The sequence below is a fragment of the Roseimicrobium sp. ORNL1 genome (genome assembly GCF_011044495.1).
In the GTDB taxonomy this organism is placed as follows: Bacteria; Verrucomicrobiota; Verrucomicrobiia; order Verrucomicrobiales; family Verrucomicrobiaceae; genus Roseimicrobium.
Map to the genome: position 1 here is coordinate 2,173,194 of NZ_CP049143.1, position 21,120 is coordinate 2,194,313.

At 59.6% G+C, this 21,120-nt stretch carries 20 protein-coding genes; 8 read left to right on the plus strand and 12 right to left on the minus strand.

What is annotated here, in order from left to right; translation table 11 throughout:
• Nucleotides 1–3: 3 nt before the first annotated feature.
• Entirely contained in the window at nt 4–150 is a 147-nt protein-coding gene (locus tag G5S37_RS32245; RefSeq protein WP_206026363.1) for a hypothetical protein, read from the minus strand.
• Nucleotides 151–501: 351 nt separating this feature from the next.
• Here G5S37_RS32245 and G5S37_RS08685 point away from each other — a divergent pair, with 351 nt between their 5' ends.
• Nucleotides 502–2,814: a cupin domain-containing protein gene (locus G5S37_RS08685; RefSeq protein ID WP_165202768.1), complete on the plus strand. Its 2,313-nt coding sequence runs from the start codon at nt 502–504 to the stop codon at nt 2,812–2,814.
• 23 nt (nt 2,815–2,837) lie between these two features.
• On the plus strand, nt 2,838–3,107 hold the full coding sequence (locus G5S37_RS08690) for a hypothetical protein (RefSeq protein WP_165202770.1): 270 nt from the start codon (nt 2,838–2,840) through the stop codon (nt 3,105–3,107).
• 214 nt (nt 3,108–3,321) lie between these two features.
• On the opposite strand, the gene G5S37_RS08695 is transcribed toward G5S37_RS08690, so the two are convergent.
• The 5 genes from G5S37_RS08695 to rpmI all read right to left on the minus strand — a co-directional run bounded on the left by G5S37_RS08695 (nt 3,322) and on the right by rpmI (nt 6,256).
• On the minus strand, nt 3,322–3,783 hold the full coding sequence (locus G5S37_RS08695; RefSeq protein ID WP_165202772.1) for a hypothetical protein: 462 nt from the start codon (nt 3,781–3,783) through the stop codon (nt 3,322–3,324).
• A gap of 90 nt (nt 3,784–3,873) precedes the next feature.
• The gene (gene pheS, locus G5S37_RS08700; protein WP_165202774.1) at nt 3,874–4,890 is read right to left on the minus strand and encodes a phenylalanine--tRNA ligase subunit alpha; all 1,017 of its coding nucleotides are present in this window, start codon (nt 4,888–4,890) and stop codon (nt 3,874–3,876) included.
• A 49-nt stretch (nt 4,891–4,939) separates the two neighbouring features.
• Nucleotides 4,940–5,389: a GNAT family N-acetyltransferase gene (locus G5S37_RS08705; RefSeq protein WP_165202776.1), complete on the minus strand. Its 450-nt coding sequence runs from the start codon at nt 5,387–5,389 to the stop codon at nt 4,940–4,942.
• A gap of 136 nt (nt 5,390–5,525) precedes the next feature.
• Nucleotides 5,526–5,918, minus strand: coding sequence for a 50S ribosomal protein L20 (gene rplT, locus G5S37_RS08710; RefSeq protein ID WP_113958677.1), 393 nt, complete (start codon nt 5,916–5,918; stop codon nt 5,526–5,528).
• Nucleotides 5,919–6,046: 128 nt separating this feature from the next.
• On the minus strand, nt 6,047–6,256 hold the full coding sequence (rpmI, locus tag G5S37_RS08715) for a 50S ribosomal protein L35 (RefSeq protein WP_113958678.1): 210 nt from the start codon (nt 6,254–6,256) through the stop codon (nt 6,047–6,049).
• Nucleotides 6,257–6,601: 345 nt separating this feature from the next.
• On the opposite strand from rpmI, the gene G5S37_RS08720 reads away from it, so the two are divergent.
• Together G5S37_RS08720 and G5S37_RS08725 are read left to right on the plus strand one after the other, a co-directional pair.
• Entirely contained in the window at nt 6,602–8,023 is a 1,422-nt protein-coding gene (locus G5S37_RS08720; RefSeq protein ID WP_165202778.1) for a neutral/alkaline non-lysosomal ceramidase N-terminal domain-containing protein, read from the plus strand.
• Between the two features lie 118 nt (nt 8,024–8,141).
• On the plus strand, nt 8,142–8,675 hold the full coding sequence (locus tag G5S37_RS08725) for a VOC family protein (RefSeq protein WP_165202780.1): 534 nt from the start codon (nt 8,142–8,144) through the stop codon (nt 8,673–8,675).
• A 306-nt stretch (nt 8,676–8,981) separates the two neighbouring features.
• Here the strand turns inward: G5S37_RS08725 and G5S37_RS08730 are convergent, their stop codons facing one another.
• Nucleotides 8,982–10,949, minus strand: coding sequence for a sulfatase-like hydrolase/transferase (locus tag G5S37_RS08730; protein ID WP_165202782.1), 1,968 nt, complete (start codon nt 10,947–10,949; stop codon nt 8,982–8,984).
• A gap of 168 nt (nt 10,950–11,117) precedes the next feature.
• Between G5S37_RS08730 and hprK the strand changes: the two genes are divergently transcribed.
• The 3 genes from hprK to ptsP all read left to right on the plus strand — a co-directional run bounded on the left by hprK (nt 11,118) and on the right by ptsP (nt 14,404).
• Complete coding sequence (hprK, locus tag G5S37_RS08735) at nt 11,118–12,095, plus strand: HPr(Ser) kinase/phosphatase (RefSeq protein ID WP_165202784.1); 978 nt, start codon at nt 11,118–11,120, stop codon at nt 12,093–12,095.
• 181 nt (nt 12,096–12,276) lie between these two features.
• A complete protein-coding gene (locus G5S37_RS08740) occupies nt 12,277–12,552 on the plus strand; it encodes an HPr family phosphocarrier protein (protein WP_165202786.1) in 276 nt (91 codons plus the stop codon).
• 88 nt (nt 12,553–12,640) lie between these two features.
• Complete coding sequence (ptsP, locus tag G5S37_RS08745) at nt 12,641–14,404, plus strand: phosphoenolpyruvate--protein phosphotransferase (protein WP_165202788.1); 1,764 nt, start codon at nt 12,641–12,643, stop codon at nt 14,402–14,404.
• A gap of 449 nt (nt 14,405–14,853) precedes the next feature.
• Here the strand turns inward: ptsP and G5S37_RS08750 are convergent, their stop codons facing one another.
• Together G5S37_RS08750 and G5S37_RS08755 are read right to left on the minus strand one after the other, a co-directional pair.
• On the minus strand, nt 14,854–15,771 hold the full coding sequence (locus G5S37_RS08750) for an NADP-dependent oxidoreductase (RefSeq protein WP_206026364.1): 918 nt from the start codon (nt 15,769–15,771) through the stop codon (nt 14,854–14,856).
• Between the two features lie 163 nt (nt 15,772–15,934).
• The gene (locus G5S37_RS08755; RefSeq protein WP_165202792.1) at nt 15,935–16,717 is read right to left on the minus strand and encodes a hypothetical protein; all 783 of its coding nucleotides are present in this window, start codon (nt 16,715–16,717) and stop codon (nt 15,935–15,937) included.
• A 584-nt stretch (nt 16,718–17,301) separates the two neighbouring features.
• Here G5S37_RS08755 and G5S37_RS08760 point away from each other — a divergent pair.
• The gene (locus G5S37_RS08760) at nt 17,302–17,760 is read left to right on the plus strand and encodes an AraC family transcriptional regulator (RefSeq protein ID WP_165202794.1); all 459 of its coding nucleotides are present in this window, start codon (nt 17,302–17,304) and stop codon (nt 17,758–17,760) included.
• Between the two features lie 77 nt (nt 17,761–17,837).
• On the opposite strand, the gene rfbD is transcribed toward G5S37_RS08760, so the two are convergent.
• The 3 genes from rfbD to G5S37_RS08775 all read right to left on the minus strand — a co-directional run bounded on the left by rfbD (nt 17,838) and on the right by G5S37_RS08775 (nt 20,995).
• The gene (gene rfbD, locus G5S37_RS08765; RefSeq protein ID WP_165202796.1) at nt 17,838–18,740 is read right to left on the minus strand and encodes a dTDP-4-dehydrorhamnose reductase; all 903 of its coding nucleotides are present in this window, start codon (nt 18,738–18,740) and stop codon (nt 17,838–17,840) included.
• 291 nt (nt 18,741–19,031) lie between these two features.
• Nucleotides 19,032–19,730 carry a DUF2059 domain-containing protein gene (locus G5S37_RS32250; RefSeq protein WP_206026365.1) on the minus strand — a complete coding sequence of 233 codons (699 nt, stop codon included), beginning with the start codon at nt 19,728–19,730 and terminating at the stop codon, nt 19,032–19,034.
• Nucleotides 19,731–20,134: 404 nt separating this feature from the next.
• Nucleotides 20,135–20,995, minus strand: coding sequence for a hypothetical protein (locus tag G5S37_RS08775; protein WP_165202798.1), 861 nt, complete (start codon nt 20,993–20,995; stop codon nt 20,135–20,137).
• Nucleotides 20,996–21,120 lie beyond the last annotated feature (125 nt).

Sequence of the window (21,120 nt, forward strand, 5' to 3'; positions counted from 1 at the left end):
GATCTATTTCCATTGCTCATGGCACCAGTCCCAGTACCGCATCGTCCCCTCGCCGATCTTGGGATGCACCTGCTCCAGCCAGTGGACGGGAGCGTAGATGAATTGCATCCACGCCGGAGTGTGTTCGCGGGCATAATTTCGCGGGTCCATAAAGTAAGCCACCACTTCTGTGCGTGGCGGAAGTGTGCCGGGAGCAGCGCCTCCCAAGGACGTTGGAGGCTGGTATAAAAAGGGGTGGACGAGGTGTGGCCCTTTCCGATAACACATGAGATACCAGGACTCCACCGGCGCACAGCTCGCGAGATACACCGCCAGAAGCAAAGGAGTGTACATCAGCAGTTGGCTTCCTGGTGAGACCTTTCGTCGACCCATCGATAGACTGTAGAGATCACCAGGCGGGGGGCGCAAGGAGTTTGCTTGTGTTGAGAAGCCAACACTTGCGCTACAATTCGTTTTTGTTATTTCATCGTGGTGCAGCATTCGCAGCATTCTGTTCCCCGAGTGGTCGTCTACACCGCCGTGTTTGGAGGCTATGACGACCCTCCGGTTGTCCATGAGCCGGATCCTGCGCTGACGTATCTGTTTTTTACCGAAGACGAACATGCCCCGGTTCCGGTGCCGTGGGAGCGGAGGGCGGTGCCGCGTGCTTTTGAGGATCCCCAGCGGGATGCGCGGCGGGTGAAGCTGCTGCCGCATCTTTTCGTAAACGACTACGAGGTCTCCGTTTGGGTGGATGCGAACTGCGACGTGCTCAAGCTGGATGCCGGCGGTGTGCTCGACCTGCTGGGAGATGCCGATTACGCCGTGCCATCCCATGGAGAACGCGCGTGTGTGTATGAGGAGTCCGAGGCCGTGCTGGAACTGGGTTTGGACTATCCGGCACTGGTCGCGGGGCAGATGGCGCGGTATCGATCCTTGGGCCTGCCTCAGTACTGGGGACTGCACGCCACTATGTTCCTGGTGCGGCGGCATCAGGTGCAGGCTGCGCGGCAATTTTCCGATGCATGGTGGCGTGAACTGCAGAGCCACTCCAAGCGGGACCAGTTGAGTTTTGATTTCGTCCGCTGGAGGTCAGAGGCTAGCGTGAAGTCCCTGTCCCTCGGTTTCGCCAATTCCATCTTCCGCTGGAATGGCACACACAAGCTGCCGCGCCCCAGCCATATTTCACAGGAGACGCATTTGTCTCCGGCAAGCGCAGGCACAAACGGAGCGAAGCATGGCCTTGCAAAAGGGGTTGCGTACAGCCAAGGAAAATCCATGGAGAAGTCCGTCGCAGAGCGTGTGAAATCGGAATTGGCCACGCGGGGATATGCGCAGCCGGTGCCGGTATTCTCCGCAGCAGAATGCCGGTGGCTCATGGGCGTGCTGGAGCACCACTTCGAAAAGCCTGCGCAATGGTACAAGGGCTGGGCGGTGAGCCAGCGTTCCTTTTACGATGTGGCGGTGGACTGGCGCATCCTCTCGCATGTGAGGTCGGCCTTGGGTGACAATGTGGTGTTGTGGGGTGCCAGCCTCGTGCATCGCATGCCGGGGGAGGTGCATCCCTGGCACTCGGACATCGAGAGTTCAGCGCCCACAGCGCGCACGGTGTCGGTATGGATTGGACTGCAAGGGACGTGTGAGCACACGTCGCTGAAGATGGCGCCAGGGTCCCATGAGTTCGGCGCCACCGTGCAGGAGAAGGCTGCGCAGAAAGGCAGGCGCAGGAATGAGATCACGGATGAGGATATCGCGGCATGGGTGAAGGAATGCGGCGCGCGGGAAGAACCGGAACTCGTGCCCATGCATGATGGCGAGGCTCTGTTCTTCGATGGACGCATCTGGCATGGGTCGAACAATCTCAGTCCACACCTCAGTCGCACGGCGCTGCTGCTGCAGTATGCCGCCGTGGACACACCCATCCGCATGCCGGTTCAGGGGCATTGTGAGTGGCCCTTCAAGTTTCTCGGTCAACCGTGGCCGCCGTGCCTGTTGATGAGCGGCAGGGATGGCACGGGCATCAACCGCATCACCCGGCCACCGATGCTGCCGGATGGTCCCGAGGTGGGCCGCCTGCGCAGCGGAAATCATCATGCTCCCTCGTCACCACTGGTGCCTGGCAAGGTGGGGTGGAATGCGCATCATTTCTTTCGTGGGTACACGGCAGGCCTGGCGGATGTGATCTGCCACATGTCCGTGCTGAGCCAGGGCAAATGCCCGCATCCTCCGTTCCAGCATCCTGAGGAGGAAATTCTGGTGGTGCTGGAGGGGGAGGTGGAAGTTCACCATCCCACTTGGGAGGGGCGTAACCGCTTCGTCCAGCGGGCGGGCGAGGTCGCTTACTATCCGGCTGGCTTTTATCACACGCTCACGACCACCAGCGAACAGCCTGCAAAATACCTCATGCTGCGGTGGATTTCGGATCCTTCGGGTGAGATCCCTCCCTTGGACCCCGGAGTTTTCACGAGTACGCCCAGCCTTCCGGGCGATGAAACGAAAGCATCTGATGCCACGGAAGGATGGCGGCACACGCCGCTCATGGACGGAGCCACCTCCTATCTGAGCAAGCTGCATGGGCATGTCACCATCATGGAACCCGGCGCTGGCTATGACCCGCATGTGGATGACTACGACGTGATCCTCATCGTGCTCGAAGGCGAGGTCTCATGCTTTGGAGGCACCGTGAGTGCGGGAGGAGTGATTGTTTGTGTAGCGGGAGAGCCTCACGGCTTGAAGAATACCGGCAGCAAACCTGCAAGATACATCGCGCTGGAATTTCACACTGGCAGGATGATGAAGCGGCGATTACTGGAAGAGGGCGTGGTGGTAGATTGAGTGGAGCATCCTTCTGGCCTTTCATGAAGCTCCTCTACTGGTTTCTCACCATTTGCTTTGCCGTTGGAGGCGCGGTCGGCGGTATCTCGTGGAATATCCTGCGCCACCGTTATATGAAGCGGCGCGGCATCACGGGGTGGAGGTATTTCTTTTGGAAGGACTCGGAACTTCCCGAGATGCTCAACGAGGAAAGGGGCTACGCGCGCTACATGCGCGCCGGCATGACGGTGGCCGTGGTCTCGTGGGTAACCTTGGTCCTGCTCATCTGGATCTTTGGCCAACCTGGGCAGTAGGAAGAATCTTAGAGCGGTCCATTTAAAGCCGTGGCCGATTGGAAGCTTAGTCGCGAAGCGACACCCGAACGCATGACCTCACCCAAGAGTCACCGGTTCGGGCGTCGCTCCGCGACTGGAGCATCCATGGGATATTGATGCTGCCGTACCGGGCACGTACATCCAACCGCTACTCATCAGAGCCTAAAAGAGGCTATGTCATTTTCAAAATGCTCTAGGCTTTCTCCCGCTCATTTGCTTGGGATGCCAGCCATGTGCCGCCTGCATCGAGCATCATCTCCGCGACAGGATTCTCGGATGGCTCCGTCTGCTCGCTTTGCTTACCTTCGGGAGCGCTTGCCGTGGGCGCATCCGGTGAGGTGCTCGCCATGCTTACCATTCCCCCTGCCGCACGACCGCTCGTGGCGGTGCCGAGCTTGTTGAGGCGGTGCATCACTTCATCGAGCTCGCGCTTCATCGAATTCAGCTTGGCCTCCTGCCGGGCGAAGCCGCGGATGATCTCATCGCGTGAGTCATCGATCTGGCGCGAGAGCATGTTCATGCGCTCGCTTTGTTTCTCTCGCGTCTCCGACTGCCGTTCCTGCTGCTTCTTGAAACCTTCCGACGTGCGGTTCAGCAGCTTGTCCAGCTTCGCCGCGAGAGGTTCAAGCAGGGGGCGGAGCAGGCGTTTGAACATGGCGCAGAAAGGTTCTCGTCAGTAGAAGAGGATACAATGCACCGGACTGTGGTCAGCAGGTTTCGCACCTGCGCGTCATGAGGACTAGATCTAGAACTGCGAGAGGAATCTCGTGTCGTTCTCAATCAAGTGACGGATGTCTGTGATGCCGTGCAGGATCATGGCGAGACGATCCAGGCCCATGCCGAAGGCGAAGCCGGTGACCTTCTCGGGATCGAACAGCTTGTCGCCACGGGACTTGCACACGGCTTCGAACACGGCGGGATCCACCATGCCGCACCCAGCGATTTCAATCCAGCGCGCTTCCTGGCCTTTGACCTCGAGCTTGATGTCGATCTCGAAGCTGGGTTCGGTGAAGGGGAAGAAGTGCGGGCGGAAACGCACTTGCGTCTGCGGACCGAAGGTGTCCTGGAAGAAGTACTCCAGCGTGCCTTTCAGGTCGGCAAGGCTCACATCCGTGGAGACGTAGAGACCTTCGAGCTGGTTGAAGACGCTCAGGTGCGTGGCGTCGATTTCATCGCGGCGATAAGCAGCGCCGGGAGCGATGATGCGCACGGGCAGGGTCTTCGCCACTTCCATGGTGCGGATCTGCACGGTGCTGGTGTGCGTGCGAAGGAGACGGCCATCGGGAAGGTAGAAGGTGTCCTTCTCATTGCGCGCGGGGTGATCCGCCGGCGTATTCAGCGCATCGAAGCAATGCCACTCCGTTTCGATTTCAGGGCCGTCTGCCAGAGCGAAGCCCATGCGGCGCAGCGTCTGGATGGCGCGGTCGCGGATGCGCGTGAGCGGGTGCAGCGCACCGGAGCGGGCCGGACGACCGGGCAGGGTGACATCGATGCCCTTCACGGACTCGGCATCCTTGGCGGACTGCAGCGCGGTAAGTTTCTGATCAATGCCCGCGGTCAAAGCGGTGCGCACCTCATTGAGCTTGGCACCCACGGCGGCCTTCTGATCCGGCGGCACATCACGCATGCCGGCGGACACTGTGGTGAGGCGGCCCTTCTTGCCCAGGAAGTTCACGCGGAAGTTCTCCAGCGCAGTCTCATCAGAGATGCCTTCGAGGGTGGTGATGCCTTCGGTGCGGATGGTGTCGAGTTCAGCGAGCATGGGGAGTGGAAAGGAAAAATGGAAGGTGAAAGTGACGTGCCACGCACACTCAGAGCGGCAGGGCGAAGTGGTGACTGGTGATGTTCATCCCTTTGTGCAGGTAAAAGCGGTGTGCGTCAAACCGCTGCACGCCGGAGTCGAGTTGGAAGTGTGCACAGCCACGGCGGCGTGCTTCTTCCACCAGCCAGTCAAAGAGGGCACTGCCGTAGCCGTGCCCGTGATCCTGCGCGCGCGTGACAAGGTCATCCACATACATGTGCGTGCCCCAGACGAGATTCTGGCAGATGCGGAAACCTGTGAAGGCACGCACCTCGCCCTGGTGCTCCAGATAGACGTAGTTCGCGCCGCGTCCTTGGGCCATGATGGCCGCATGCACAAACGCATCCTCCTCAGTGAAGTGCGGACGGAGTTCCTGCGCCACCGGAAAACAACGCGAGAGCGTCTCCTGATCCACCGGATCAATCAGGCGGATGACGAAGTTGTCTGCGGGAGAGGACATGCCGGTTGGGAGACCTTTGAGCTGAAGTGAGGTGAGTGAAGAGCGGTGAAAAAGCAAAAAGCCGGAGCATGAGAGCCCCGGCTTTCCGTGAAGATTGGGAACCAGTGAGTCTGGCTGTGGAAGGTTCCGTGCCTCGTTAGGCGGCGGTCTTCTTCAGCGTGACGCCAGTCTTGTTGCCCAGGGCCTGCTTGACCTGATTGATGAGGGCGGCAAAGGCGGCTTCGTCCTTGATGGCGAGGTCGGAGAGGACCTTGCGATCGAGTTCGATGCCAGCGGCCTTGAGGCCTTCGGTGAAGCGGCTGTAGCTCAGGCCGTGCGCGCGTGTGGCGGCGTTGAGGCGCTGAATCCAGAGCTTGCGGAAGTCGCGCTTGCGATTCTTACGGTCGCGGTAGTTGTACACCATCGCCTTGCGGACGGCGTCCTTGGCGTAGCGATAGAGCTTGGAACGGAAACCGCGGAAGCCTTTGGCGGCTTTGAGTACGCGCTTGCGGCGCTTGCGGCTGGCGGGTGAGTTGGTGGATCTTGGCATCTTTGTCTTTCTCTAATCAAGCTGTTGTTTTGGGTGTCGATGTTGGCCTCACTTGATTGAAGGCTCCGGGGCGAGGGGAGCCAGGCGTGGCATCGTGGTCCCGCGGTACGGGACCGAACTGGAACGGCTCAGCTCCAGGGCATGTTGGCCTTCACGGCCGCTGCATCCGTCTTGTCGACGAGTGCAACTTTGCCCAGGTTGCGCTTCCGCTTCCGGTTCTTATTCTGGAGAAGGTGGCGCTTCCCCTTTTTACGGCGCAAGATCTTGCCGGAGGCAGTGATCTTGAACCGCTTGGAAACGGACTTTCTCGTTTTGGCTAGGCCAGCATTTTTGGACATAGGGGCGGAGAGAATACGGGGGACCGGCCCGTGCGCAAGGGAATTCTCATCCCTGCTATTTACGCTGGGAGGAATGGGAACGCAAAGCAGCGAAGCAGCAAAGGGAAAGATGGAGAAATGGAATGCTGGGAGAATGGGCAATGGAGGGCGGATGCTTCAAGGAGTGGGGGACATTCCTGTCCCCGTTGAGGCGTCGCTAGGTCTTGAATGTGAGGCGATTTTGAGGTCCGGGCCTCTGGTGCTTTTCTGCTCACTTCCAATGCTTTGCGCTCAGGTGGGTAAGAACGCCTGACCCCACCCGTAGTCAGGCGGCAGTCAGTCACCACCATCCCTTTCCCTCTATATATGAATAGACGGTCCATCCTCGCCCTGTCCCTTCTGCTTGGACTCCTACAGGCCCCGGTCCCGGTTCGCGGGCAGGAAAAGGCAGATGCTGCCCCCGCGCCCCTGCCGGTGTGGAAAGCGGCCGCTACCTCGGTGAAAATCACCCCGGAGAAGCCCATGTGGATGGCGGGATATGCTTCCCGTAAGGCACCCTCAGACGGGGTGGTGCAGGACCTGTTCGCGAAATGCCTCGTGCTGGAGGATGCAAAAGGGAAGCGGCTGGTGATTCTCACCATGGATCTGATCGGCATTCCCGCGTCGCTACGGCAGGGGGTGGAGGAGGCGGCGCAGAAGAAGCATGGACTGCCACCGGAGAGCATCGTGATGAATGCCTCCCACACACACTGCGGCCCGGAGTTCCGCATTGGTGCGTGGCGGTATCTGGAGGGCATGGACCACAAGGTCGCAGAGGCGGAGGAATACGGGAAGCTGCTGCAGGAGCGGCTCACCAAGCTCATGGATGACGGCATCGCGAAGCTGGCTCCCGCGCAGGTGTATCACAATCGCGCGCGCTGCGGCTTTGCCATGAACCGCCGCCTGCCCTCGCGCCTTGGCTACAAGAACAGTCCCTATCCCGATGGTCCCGTGGATCACGATGTGCCGGTGCTGGAAGTGAGCAGTGCGGATGGGAAGCAACTCGTCGCCGTGCTCTTCGGCTATGCGTGCCACAATACCACACTCGGCATCCAGCAATTCTGTGGCGACTACGCGGGCTTTGCGCAGGAGGAGTTGGAGAAAGCGCATCCCGGCACCGTGGCGCTCTTCATGACCGGCTGCGGTGGTGACCAGAATCCCTATCCACGCCGCGAGATTGATCATGCGAAGACGCACGGCAAGACACTGGCGATGGCAGTGGAGACTGCTTTGCAAGTTGTGCCCAAGCAACCCACGCCTAGCGAACTGAAGCTGGCTTTCGAACGCGTGCCGCTCGCCTTCGCCACTCCGCCGACGAAGGAGGAACTGGAGACTCGCGCAAAGTCCACGAATACGTATGAAGCCGGCCACGCGCAGCGCCTGCTCGCCATCATCCAGCATGAGGGCAAGCTCCCCACCTCATATCCGTACCCTGTGCAGGTGATTCATTTCGGTGATGCCATGGCGATGGTCACGCTTGGTGGTGAAGTGGTGGTGGACTACTCGCTGCGACTCAAGCGTGAGTTGAAGCATCCCATGGTGTGGGTGAGTGGGTATTCCAATGATGTGATGGGATACATCCCCAGCATGCGCGTGCTCAAGGAAGGTGGCTACGAAGCGGGTGGTGCGATGGTCTATGGCTCGCATCCCGGTCCGTGGAGTGAGGCCGTGGAGGAGACCATCATCACCAAAGCGAAAGAGCTAGATGGAAAGCTGGGTGGCGGAGAGGTGGAGGCGAGCGGCAAGTAGGGCAAAATCCGTGCTTCTCCCTGCGGCCAGATGGAAGGCGGAATGCGATTCACGGATCCAGTGGTGTCCTGGCAGCGTCCAGGTTTCGCCGGATTTTAACTCCCAATCCCTACCAGCCATGTCTGCTCCCGTGAAGAAGAAGCCGGACGGGTATCACTCCGTCACGCCCAGCCTGGTGATCCGCAATGCCGCTGAGGCATTGGATTTTTACAAGAAGGCCTTCGATGCAAAGGAGGTCTACCGTCTGGGCACACCGGAGGGTAAGATTGTTCACGGTGAAATCCAGATAGGGGATTCGCGCGTGATGGTCTCGGATGAGTTTCCCGAGTGGGAGAGCTTTGCTCCTCAGAGCATCGGTGGCACACCGGCCACATTGTTGATCTATGTGGATGATGTGGACGCTGCCTACCGCCAGGCCCTCGAGGCAGGCGCCAGCAAGATGAGCGAACCTGCAGATCAATTCTGGGGCGATCGCATGGCCGGTCTGTACGATCCGTATGGCCACCGCTGGAGCCTTGCCACGCACATTGAGAATGTCTCACCCGAAGAAATCAGCCGTCGTGCGGGAAAGTTCTTCGGGGCAGATATCAAGGATCTGTGTGCCGGGACGAGAGGCAAGAACAATGGAGAGAAGGCTTCGGCGGGCGGCTGAATTTTGTGCTGAAGCATTGCTGCGGATCAAGGATCGGGGACATTCCTGTCCCCATTGAGGCGTGATACCTCGCAACGTCTGTAGTCATCCACTCGTCCGAACGAAGCGCTTGTTCCGCAGGGAGTGGCACTAGCTTAGTGCCGTCATTGATGTTGCGCCACCAAGTCGTAGACGATGGTCTATGGCATGTCCGGCAGTGCTCGAACCGTCGCTCCGCACCACAAAGAACTCACCGCCGGCACTAAGGCTAGTGCCGCTCCCTGCGAAAGGCTGCCCCGCACGCGGGAACCAGCACTCCACATCAAATCACAGGCCGTCGCGCGATGCGCCTCCTTGGGATTTCGCGATGGGGATCCCGAGGTCCACACTCAGCTTCTCCTTCAACCGGGGCACGTATTCCTTGAGGCGTTGTTCGGTGCCTTTGGCACCATCTGGTAGGGCGGCGACCTTGTCCTTCATGGACTTCAGCTTTTCCACGTGGTTGCCGAGGGCGCTCAGAGCTTCCATTGCGGTGGCGTTGCTGGTCTTCGTGGCATCAGCATCTGCGAGCAGGACTTGAAGGGCAGCGTTGGAGTCCTCGTCATTGCCATAAGTGGCCAGGGCATTCGCAGCAGCGATGCGTACGCTGGGGCTTTCGTCCTTCAAGGCTGTAACCAGAGCATCGCGGCCTTGTTTCACGGCCTCGGCTCCGCGGATGTGCAGGCCGATCGCTCCCCAATAGCGGACGGCCGAAGGCGTTGCAGAAGCCTTCCGTTCGCTCTTCGGCGGATCTATTAGCTTCAACCCCGACATGTGGAATTTGGCATCCTTGACCAAATCAGAGTTGTCACTGGCAGCGCTCGCGGAGGCAAACACAAAATCGAAGTCGTAGGCATCGTCCGAGGCAAAGACATCTCTGGGAGAGCGGTCACCACTTAGTCTCAACCGCTCCGCCTCAGGGATGAAGCCAATGTCTCTCGTGTCCTTCATTTGTTTTCTGTGCGCGGCTCTCAGTTTGATGAGGGTGTCCAGAGAGGCTGGATCTTCCGCGAGATTCTTCACCTCATGCGGATCACTTTGCAGATCGTAGAGCTCTTCTACTGGCTTGGTGGGTTTCCAGAACATCGCCTGCTCCGGTGTGGCTCTGCCCTCGTCATACGCCTTCTTCCACACCTGGGCGGTGGGCATCTGCATCATGTAGTTGATATGCTGGCCGTAGGGCAGGTGTGGCATGTACTGGCGCAGGTACACATAGCGACCATCCGTCACGCTGCGTACCAGGTCCTGCCGTTCATCCATTCTCCCACGGAAGCCAAATAGGAATGCAGGAGCGGGCTTCGCATGAGAGCCGCAGAAGGCGCGGCCCTGCAGGTAGTCCGGCGCAGGCTGACCGATGATGCTCAGCAGGGTGGGGGAGAGATCCACGAAGCTGATGAGTTCCTCCGACTTCGCGCCGGGCGCATAGCCCTTCGGCGCCAGGTGCTCCCACTTCTTCGGGAAATGGACGATGAAGGGCACGCGCAGGCCGCTGTTGTAGGGCCAGCGCTTGTGGCGGGGCATGCCGGCGCCGTGGTCACCGTAAAAGAAGACGATGGTGTCCTCCGCGAGTCCCGCGTCCTCCATTTCCTTCAGCTTCTCGGCAAAGAGGCCATCCATTTCCGTGATGTTGTCCGCGTATTGCGCCCAATCGTGGCGGGACTCCGGTGTGTCCGGATGGTACGGCGGGACTTGGGCCTTCGCGGGATCATGCACCAGCTTGTGGCCGGGCTGGCGAATCTGGCTCTCGTGGGTCTCGGTGAAGTTGAAGATGGCGAAGAAGGGCTGGTCTTTCCCGCGGTTCTTCCAGTGCGCATTCTTTCCGCTGGCATCCCACACCGCGTCTTTGCCTTCCGTGGTTTTGGTTTTCTGCAGGTTGTAGTCCTCCTTCGAGTTGTTGGTGCAGTAGTAGCCCGCCTCGCGCAGCATCTGGGGATACATCTTCACACCCTCGGGCAGGGGCACACTGCTGCGCATGTGCTCGCCACCCGTCGAGGTCGGGTACATGCCGCTGATGATCGTGGTGCGTGCGGGTGCGCACACGGGGGCGTTGGACCAGGCATGCTGGAAAAGCTGCGAGCGCTTCGCGAAGGCGTCGAGATTCGGCGTCACCGCGTACGCATCGCCATAGCAGCCCAGGTCCGGCCCGATGTCCTCCGTGGTGAGCCAGAGAATATTTGGCCGGTCCGCGGCGCCCAGGCGCTGGGTGACACTGAGGCAAATCAGGGCTGCGAGGAGAAGGAAGGTGCGTGTGGTCATGGCTGGGAGCGTGCGTGCGGTGTGGTGTAGTGCGGGCATTAACGCGAGCCAGCCTGCCAGCTTTCGGAGGATTCCGCCGTCAAGCTCCGCCATTTTCCTTCCATACACACATCACTCCCCTGAACCACCCTTTGCCGTTTGCGGCATAACCTGCTTAATTTTGCCTGCATGCCCGAATTCTCCCTCCAGCACAAGGTCAAACGACCCACCTCCATCACCGTGGGGGATTTCTTTGAGCGAAACCGGGATCCGCTGAAGATGAAATTGCTTGGGCCAGACGCCGGATTTGTCAGGAAGATCAATGAGCCCTCCGTGAACCGCCCCGGTCTGGCGCTTAGCGGTTTCTTTACCTACTTCGCTTACAAACGTATCCAGGTCATCGGCAACTCAGAACTCTCGTATCTCAATCAGCTCGATCCCGAGCTGGCTGAGACACGCTTCCGCCAGCTCTGTCTGGCGGATATCCCCTGCCTCGTGGTGGCCCGGGAGAAGCGCCTGCCCTCGAACTTCCTGGACATTGCCAATGAGTGCGGGCTGGCCGTCTTCCAGTCGTCGATGGTGACCATGAAGTTCCTGAATGCGGCGACCATCCGGCTGGACTGGGCCTTTGCACCCACGACGGTGATTCACGGCTGTCTCGTGGACGTGCAGGGCTTGGGCATCTTCATCCAGGGACCCAGCGGCAGCGGCAAGAGCGAGGCCGTGCTGGGACTGCTGGAGCGTGGCGCCAGCATGGTGGCGGATGACGCGGTGCACTTCCGCCTCATCGAGGAGCGAGAGGTCCAGGGGCGAGCTCCTGACCTGACACGAAACATGATCGAGGTGCGCGGCATCGGCCTGCTGAATGTGGCCGCCATCTTCGGCGTGGGTGCCGTGCGGTTGAGCAAGCGGCTCGATCTGATCATCAAACTGGTGCCTAATCCGGACCTGGCCGAGGTGGAGCGCTTCGACACGACTTCACACACGGTCACGGTCCTGGGTATCGACATCCCCATCCTTCAGGTGCCGGTCATCGTGGGGCGGGACGTCGCCGGCCTCATCGAAATCGCGGCGCTGAATCACAAGCTCCGCACCTTCGGCTACAACAGTGCGGCCGAGTTCGACCAGCGGCTTTTGAAAAAGATGGCGGACGAACAGAGTGCCTGAGAAAGGCGAATCCACCGCCTACGGCCAGCCGCTGTTTGAGATTCGATGTCGAGGTCACATGGGAAATTCCACCAAACTCTCTTGAAAAAGATGGCACATGGGCAAAGTGCGTAGCACATTTCAGCACTCCAATCGTATCATCCTTCGTTCACTCACACCCTTCTGCGCCACCCGTTGACGCATGAACAGCCTTACCCAAGAATTCACCATCTGTAATAAACTGGGCATGCACGCGCGACCCGCGGCCCAGTTCGTCAAACGCGCCAGCAAGTATGCGTGTGACATATGGGTGGAGAAGGACGACGAGCAGGTGAACGGCAAAAGCATCATGGGCCTCATGATGCTGGCCGCCGGTCATGGTGCGAAACTCATCATCACTGCCGAGGGCGCTGATGCGGAGGCCGCGCTCAAGGAACTCGGCAACCTGATTCAAAGCGGGTTTGACGACGGGGATTGACGCTGCCAGCATGCGCGGTGCATGAATGGCACGATTCCGGCTGTCGCCGGGCATCGGCTCGCCCCTTCTTGCACCACCTATTAGGCACATGGAGGAAACGACTGCGCACAATGAGCGGGTTTTTCATGGCACCCCCGTTTCCGGTGGGGTGGCCATCGGGGTAGTGCGTGTCATCGGCGGGCGGTTCGAGGAGCCGCGATTCCGTCTTATCGCCAAAAATAAGGTGGAAAGCGAGCTCGCCACCTTCGAGGAAGCCCTGAGCAGCACGCGCTCGGAACTGGAAAGCCTGATCCGCCGTCTCGATTCCGAGGCGGATCGCCAGTCCCGCGAGATCATCGAGATGCACCTCATGGTGCTGGATGACGGCCTCATCAATGACCAGGTAAAGAAGCTGGTCCGTGATGAGCGCATGTGCGCCGAGTTCGCCTACTACCGCGTGGCGAAGGACTGCATGGACTCCTTCGCCCGCATCCCGGATGCCTATCTGCGCGAGCGCGCACTCGACATCAAGGACGTGGCGCAGCGCGTGCTGCAGCACCTCACCGGGGACTGCCGCGACGATGGCACGGGCGATGAGCCGGCCATTTGCATCGCGCATGACCTGACTCCGAGTGAGACCGCCCAGCTCGACCGCCAGAAGGTGCTCGGGTTCGCGGTGGAACTGGGCAGCCGCACCTCGCACACGGCCATCGTGGCGCGTTCGCTGAACCTTCCGGCCGTCGTCCGCCTGCACGACCTCCTGGAAGAGCTGCACAATGGCGACAAGGTCCTGCTGGATGGTGATGACGGCCTGCTCATTCTCAATCCCAGTGAGGCCACCCTCGCCCTCTACCGCGCCCGCGAGGTGGAGGTCGAGAAGAGAGAGGCCAAGCTCCTGGCGAGCAGTGCAGCACCTGCCATCACCAAGGATGGGCGGCGCATCACCGTGGGTGCCAATGCCGAGTTTGTGGAGGAGCTGCCGCACATCCGCGAGTGCGGTGCCGAGGGCGTGGGTCTCTTCCGCACCGAGTTCCTGTATCTTGAGAATCCCGAGGCGGAGGAGGATCGCCTTGTCGAGGTGTACACGCAGGTGGTGAAGACCGCCTCGCCGAATCTTGTGATCTTCCGCACGCTGGATATCGGCGGCGACAAACTCGACCCGGCGTACAAGGGCGAGGAGGAGCAGAATCCCTTCCTCGGCTGGCGCGGCATCCGCGTGAGCCTCTCACGGCCGAAGATGTTCCGGCAGCAGTTGCGCGCCATGCTGCGTGCCAGTCTGCACGGACCGGTGGGCATCATGTATCCCATGGTGTGCAGCGTGCGTGAGGTTGTGGAGGCGAATGCGCACCTCGCTGAGTGCCGCCGTGAACTGGAGGAGGAGGGGCTCGTCTTCACGCATCCCGTGCAGCGCGGCGCCATGATCGAGATTCCCAGTGCCGCCACCATCGCGGACCTGCTCGCAGTGCACGTGGACTTCTTTAGCATCGGCACGAATGATCTTGTGCAGTACACCCTCGCCGTTGACCGGGTGAATGAGCGCGTGAGTGATCTTTACCAGACCACCCACCCGGCCGTGCTGCGGCTCATCCGAAACGTCGTCGAAGCCGCGCACCAGAAGGGCGTGTGGGTGGGCATCTGCGGTGAAATGGCGGGCGATATCTCTGCCACTCCGCTGCTGGTGGGACTGGGCCTGGATGAACTCAGCGCCTCCTCCGGCCAGGTGGCGCGGGTGAAGCACGCCATCCGCCAGCTCGATGCCGGCGAGTGCGCGAGATTCGTGCAGGAAAGCCTGATGGAGAGCGACGCGGAAGTCATTCACGAACGCTCGCTGGAATTCGCGCTGCACCACTATCCGGAAATTCTGGAGGAGTAGGGCGGGGTATCTGCTTGGGAGCGTTAGCTCCCATAAAGAGCAAGGTCGTCCATCCGGAGCGGAGCATCTTTCGGCGATGCGTCGGGTGATTGCGGTCACTTTGAAGGGTTATTGCCAGCCACGCTTTTCAGGGTAAACGTCCGTTACCAAAGAGGCGGTAGGGATGCGCTCCTGCGCGTCCCTCTTTAGGTGGGCGGAGGCGGTGCGGAGCTTGGGCGCGAAATTCTCTTGCAGCGTCGCATTCCCACCGCCTCCGCCCGCGATAGTCGGACGCGCAGGAGCGCATCCCTACCGTCTGATTTTTTTGAAGTATCGACTGCCGTGAATGGTCCCTGTTGTCGGCTGCCTTTCTCAGCACATTTGACTAGTGGCTCTACCAGCCTGGCGTCCCCGGAACAGAAGAACTACAAGAGTAATGCCCTGAGGTACTCCCTGCCCTTACCCATCCATCAATCAATGGCCACCACCACCTTGCCGCGTCCGGCGCGGGCCTTTGCTTTTCCAGCATAGGCATCGGGAGCCTCTTCGAACGGGACTACGACATCGACGATTGCCTTGAGCGTGCCTTCGTCCAATTGACTCGCGATCCTGGAGAGCTGGTAGTGGCTGGGCTCGACGATAAAGAAGGCATCCTTCACGCGCTGCTCGGCGGTTTCCTCGCTGGCCGCGGCGATGGTTACCAGGCGTCCGCCAGGTTTCAGCAGTGACCAGGAGCGATCGAGGGTCTCGCCGCCCACGCCATCGAAGATCACATCCACCAGACCATCGATGGCCTTGGTGAAGTCTTCATCCTTGTAGTCGATGACCTGGGTGGCGCCCAGTTCCTTGAGGAAGGCTTCGTTTCGTTTGGACGCGGTGGTGATGACTTCGGCACCGATGGTACGGGCCAGTTGAATCGCGAACACACCCACCGCACCGGAGCCGCCATGGATGAGCACACGCTCACCGGACTGAAGTTGCGCCCTGTCATGCAGTCCCTGCCATGCGGTGAGAGCGCCAATGGGTACTGCTGCTGCCTCCTCATGACTGAGCCGACGCGGCTTGGTTGCAATAAAGGCTGGAAGCGTGAGGCAGTAGCCCGCAGTGGCGCCCTCTTCGAACCAGTCATTCAAGCCGTACACCTCTTCGCCCACGCGGAAGGCATCCACCCCTTCGCCGAGGGCCTCAACTATGCCGGAGAATTCGTGACCCGGGATGGGAGCCACGCGTGGGGAGCCATCCTTCTGGTGATGGGTGGGGTACCAGAGCAGTTCCGTGGGAGTGATGCCCGCAGCCTTCACCTGGATGAGAATCTGTCCCGGACCGGGGTTTGGTTTCGGTGCATCCTTCGTCAGTTCAAATGCCGCGTTTGCATCGGTTTGAACCATTCTCATCGCCTTCATGCAACAGACATAAGGCCGCGATGTTGGGAAACACAAGGGCGAAGGGGGCAGGTATGCGCTTCGCATCGCTCTTCACCGAAAACGAAAATGCGGGCCGGAGCCCGCATTAACCAATTAACAAACGCACCAACCAAACTGAATCTCCCGCTCAGGCAGCTGCCAGAGCTTCCATGAGGGCACCCTTGGGTTTGCGGCCGCGGCGCTTCTTGGTCTTTTCCTCCACGGTGATCACGTGCACTTCCGGACGGAAGGCATCACCGAAGGCGTACTTCTTCACTACATCGAGCTGGGCATTGAGCTTGCGCAGCCACTTGCCAAGTTCCGCGTGCAGCACTGCCTCTGAGGCGTCCGTGTGAATGACCTCGTGCAGATCCGCGTGGCGCATCTTGAGCTGGGACTCGAGGGCATCGAGCGCTGGCGGCATCATCATGTCCACCGCCTCGAACATGTCCATCACGCGGGCAGCATGGCTGCGCTCCCAGAGACGGCTTTCGCGGTCATAGGAGCTGCCGGTTGGCGTGTGCACAATCAAATACTGCGCCGCGTCCGCATACACTTCAGAGGCGATCGTGACCCCATCGAAGCTTTCCTCTTCACCCGTCACCGGGATGGCCACGGTGAGGTCATAGCCTGCTTCGGCGAGCACGGCGTCGAGCTGGGACTTTCCAAAGAAGCGCTGGAACGCTTCCGTCATGCCGGTGTCGATTTCCATGACGACCAGGTCACTTTGGTCAAGCTCCGTAAGGAACTCAGCTACACCGAGATCGTTGCCGTCCAGATGGGAACGGCTGGACCCGGCGACGACGGTTTCCGCGACCACGACACTGTGATGGGGGACGCGGTGAAGGTTGAGATATTGTTCAAAGCACTGCGCCAGTGTGGTCTTGCCCGCGCCAGCATAATCGTTCTGGATGAGGATGAGCCGTTTCATAGCGGTGATGAGTTTGAAATTTCAAATATATACTATAATTTTTAGAAAATGTGGCAAGGAAAATTTAAGGACACCTAAAATATCGGAAGGGTTCGGATTACCGCGAACTCGGTGGAATGTTGTCTAGGATACTTACAGTGAGCTGATTGTACGCTCAGTGGGTGGGGATGAATTTTTTAAAAAAACGGTGCAAATTTTTTTGTTCCCGCAAAAACGTTTGGGGGTCAGGGCGACTGAAAAGCAGCGTGAGCAGTCTCCCTTCCCGGAAAATTCACCACTCGATTGGAACGCTATTGCCGGCCGGCCTCCAAAGATGAACCGACGTTACTGGGTCCGTATCTCGCGATCGTGTGAGCAGGAAAAATTTTAGGTACCTGCGTGAATTCACTGCAAAATGTCCCACGTAAATTCGTTCACCAGGACACTCGAAATTCCGCAGTACTGAGGCGTCGAGACGGCACTAAATCGACTTGAAGCCCAACGTTGGTAAACGGAGTCGTGAGCAGATAAGTCAGGTCAATTTCTGACCATGAAGGGTAATTTTCAGGGTGCTTTTTATCCACGAACTACCATTTGGACCCAAATTGCCTCAGAATGCGAAATTTGTCCAAGGTCTTTTTGTTGAAGGGGGCTTTAAATTGGAATTGCCTATAGTTGTGATAGCAGACGACACACAGGATGCCAGAAACCGGGAAACCGTGGAGCGCGCTTCGGCGCTGCTACTGCGTGATTTGCAGCATCCCCCGGATCTGGCGGAGATGTCCCGCGATGTCGGTCTCACCACTTTTCAACTCAGCAGGCTATTCGGGAGGACTATGGGAAAATCCATGCCGGCACTTCTTCGGGAACGGCGCATGCACCGCGCAGGCGAGCTTCTGAAGGCAACGAACCACAACATTGGCGATGTGGCCTTCGCGGTGGGGTATTACAGCATCAGCGCCTTCTCCCGTGCCTTCTCCCGTGAAATGGGAATGACCCCCAGCGAGTTTCGCAAAAACCCTGCCGAATCCACCAGCGTTGCCCATGTGGTGAGCCCGGTGTGATGGATGGAATAAATGAGCACGCCGCGCTGGCAGGAGGCTGGTGCGGATAGGGCACCGGTTGGTCTGTGGTGACCCGACTATTTCCCTGAGGTGAGGCGCCCCGTAAGGTATTCCTCAAGTGCCTCTTCCCAAGGACGGGGCACGGTGCCGGAAATCTCTTGAAACTTGCTCGTGTCGAACGCGGTGAACTCAGGGCGCTGCGCCTTGAAGGCGGGGAAGTCCTTCCGCGAGACACCATGCACCTCCCGGACCTTGAGTGGCAGGCCCAGGGCGCTGGCGATGTCCAGGCACTTCTGCCCGTACTCGCGCCAAGAAGTGGCCCCGCGGTTGCTCAGGTGGAGCAGGCCGTGGTACTTCCGATCATCGACCATGGGCTCGATCCATTGAGCGAGATCCAAGCTGTAGGTGGGGGAGGAGACCTTGTCCGCAATGGCTTCCACGCGGTCATGTTCCAGCGCGCGGTCGAGGATGATGTCTACAAAACTTTTTCTGTCCGGCCCGAAGAGCCATGATACCCGGAGCACCAGGAACTCGGGGGATGTTTCCAGCACGGCGTGCTCGCCCTGCAGCTTGTGCAGGCCATACAGACAGATGGGTTTCGCTTCGTCCGTTTCCTTGCGAAGCTCGGGATTGTTTCCCTCAAACACGTAGTCCGTGCTCACGTGGATCAGACGCGCGCCCTTTTCCCGGCACACTTCCGCAAGCACCCGCGGCGTCTCCGCGTTGGTCGCCTGGGATTCCGCAGGGTACTCCTCGCACCGATCCACGTTGGTAGTGCCGGCGGTGTAGATCAGCGTCGTGAACTCCTGGCCCCGCACCGCCTCGCGAACCACGGACGGCTGGGAAATGTCTAGATCGGCGCGCTTCCAACCGACGACGTCGCGTGTGTTGCCGAGATGCCTGGCGAGGGCCGCGCCCATGCGTCCTCCTGCACCAATGATAAGAACCCTGCCACCGTCTGCCATTTTGGGAACGGCCATAGTGGGCACAAGCGACCTAGGGGCAAGCGGAAAAACCGTTTCCTAGCCAAATGCCGAGGTCAATTTAAGCCTCTTTCCCAGCCGTGTAGGACGGGGACGACAAAGAACTGCAATTCGGGATCTCTCTGCGTGTAGGAGTGGGGAGAGCGGCTGAAATTGAGGAGATGAATGCAGCGAAATGCGGAGCCAATGATAGGATTCGTATCCGTTGATGCTTTGGAGAAAACGGACCCTTCTCCAAGCTCGCCCCGATGCCTATTTTTCGATGTAGAGATCAGAACAGACCTGCGCCTATCCCTTGGTCGCGGAAATGACTTCCGGAAGTGAGGAGGGGATGCCGCCTACAGGTCCAGGCGCTGCCGGGAAAGGCTGCGGCTGTGGCTGGCCTTGCGCGGGCTGACCGGGCTGCATCGGCTGAGGTTGGGGTTGGCCAAATCCTGGTTGGGCTGGCTGCCCTGCAGTGGGCTGGGACGGAGGAGCGGGAACAGTGGAGGTAGGTGTAGGCGCCTGCGGCATGGGTGTGCCATCCTTTGCCGGGGCACCAGGAGGCAGGGCCGTGAGCCCACCCTGGTCGGTCATGGCCTTCTGCTGGGCCTTGAGAATTTCCGTCTGCACGAGTGGCATGATTTCCGCCGTGTAGGCGCCCATCTTCTTCATGGCAGACTTGCCCACCTCCGAGCTGTAGAAGTCGGCAAGCGCCGCCAGCTCTGTGGCCGTGAAGTGGCGCACCATCGCCTCCTTCATGGACTTCACGAAGGTTCCGTAATTGAAATGCTTCGTGAGCAGTTCCTTGAACTTCGCCTTCTCCGCATCCGGCACCGAAGCGGCCATCTGCGTGGTCATTTCATCGAGCATCTCCTTGGGCGCAGCCGCTTCGAAATAGCGGTCCGCCTCCTTCGCCCGGTTTACCGGAGTGTCTTCGAGGGTCTGAGCGGGCAGCGCGAGCGAGAATGCACAGCAGCAGCTGAGGAGAAGAAGTTTCGTCTTCATGGGGGGCAAGCGTGAAGTGGCGTGGGGTTTTCCGGTGATTGTAAGGAATCTGCCGGGTGTGACGGAAGTCGTGCAAGATGAATTCGGGGTGGGACAGGGACTTGGATGGACGCTGCTGGGTGGTGATCAATTCCCGGACAAATGCCACTTTTTACTCCCAGTTGCGTACGCCTTGGAGCATTGTGGTTCCTTCGTCGCGTGTGCGCTTGTTCGAATCACGACGTCAGGTTGGTCGAGAAGCGCGTGGGACGTGGCAGGCGGACTCGCCGCCTCGAGGTAGGTGTGTTACGTCCCTTCTGCGCTCGTCAACTGTTCACCTTGTCGTCCGTTTCTGCCGGCTTGTTCGCACGCCCTAGAGGTCATTCTTCCACAACTTCACTTCCGCTTCTCCGCGCTTCTGCCGCTCAGACATTCAAATTCAGTTTTTCCACCGCCTCTTCAACGTCGTCGTTCCAGATCCACAGACGGTAGGGCGGCGGAACCTGCCAGAATCCGAACTGGTTGTGCAGTTGATCCGTACGCATGTCCACACAATGCCGTGAGAAGGCCTCCATGCCCACCGCTGCGGTGGCAGCCTGGGAAAGCTTGATGCAGAGGCGGTATTCGTAGCCCAAGAGCAGAAGCGGCCCCGCCTCCACCCACGGCCCGCGCTGCTCTAGCCAAGCAGCCTCCGCGCCATTGAGTGCGAGATTGAAGTCAACGGGTTTCCCAATGGCCGGATACAGAGGGAAGAAGGCCGCCCAGCCCTCCGAAATCATGTTCAGGTTGAGGGTGTGTCGGCGCGGATCACCGATTGGTGGCAGGGGGTCACTCGCGCTGTTCGCGTAATACGGAGCGAAGTAGGCCAGAAGGCGTCCGTAGGTGTCGATGAGGTCACCACCGGGCATCACGGCCACCCTCCGCCTCGTTCCGTCTGGCTTCGTGAGGCGCTCGTCCATAAGCATCTGGAAACGTCCCGAGGCCCCATGGGCAGCATGCAGGTGACGTGCAGCCGCATCGCCATCAAGCCGTTCGATAAGGTAGTCCTTCGTTTCGTTGGGAATATCGGGGAAGAAGCCACCTTCCAACCGGGTGCGACAACGGTCCAGCTTCGGCTGCGCGATAGCGGCCGCTCCGGCAAAACCTTCCTTCTCCGGTGTGTCGCACGAGAGCATGCGGATGGGCTGCACGATACTGATGGTGTCGCCGTCGGCGAAGGAAACCATCTGCCGGGATTGTGGAGGAAGCGAAGCGCCCAGAGGTGGATAATTTTTATCGAGAGGCATGACGGTGGGAATTGTGGATGGACACCAATGTCCCATAGAAAAAGCCAACCGTTGACCGCTTGCAACCATTATTCTGTAACAACATGAGTTTCAGGTTTTACGTCGCACAGTTTCCGGCCTGCAAC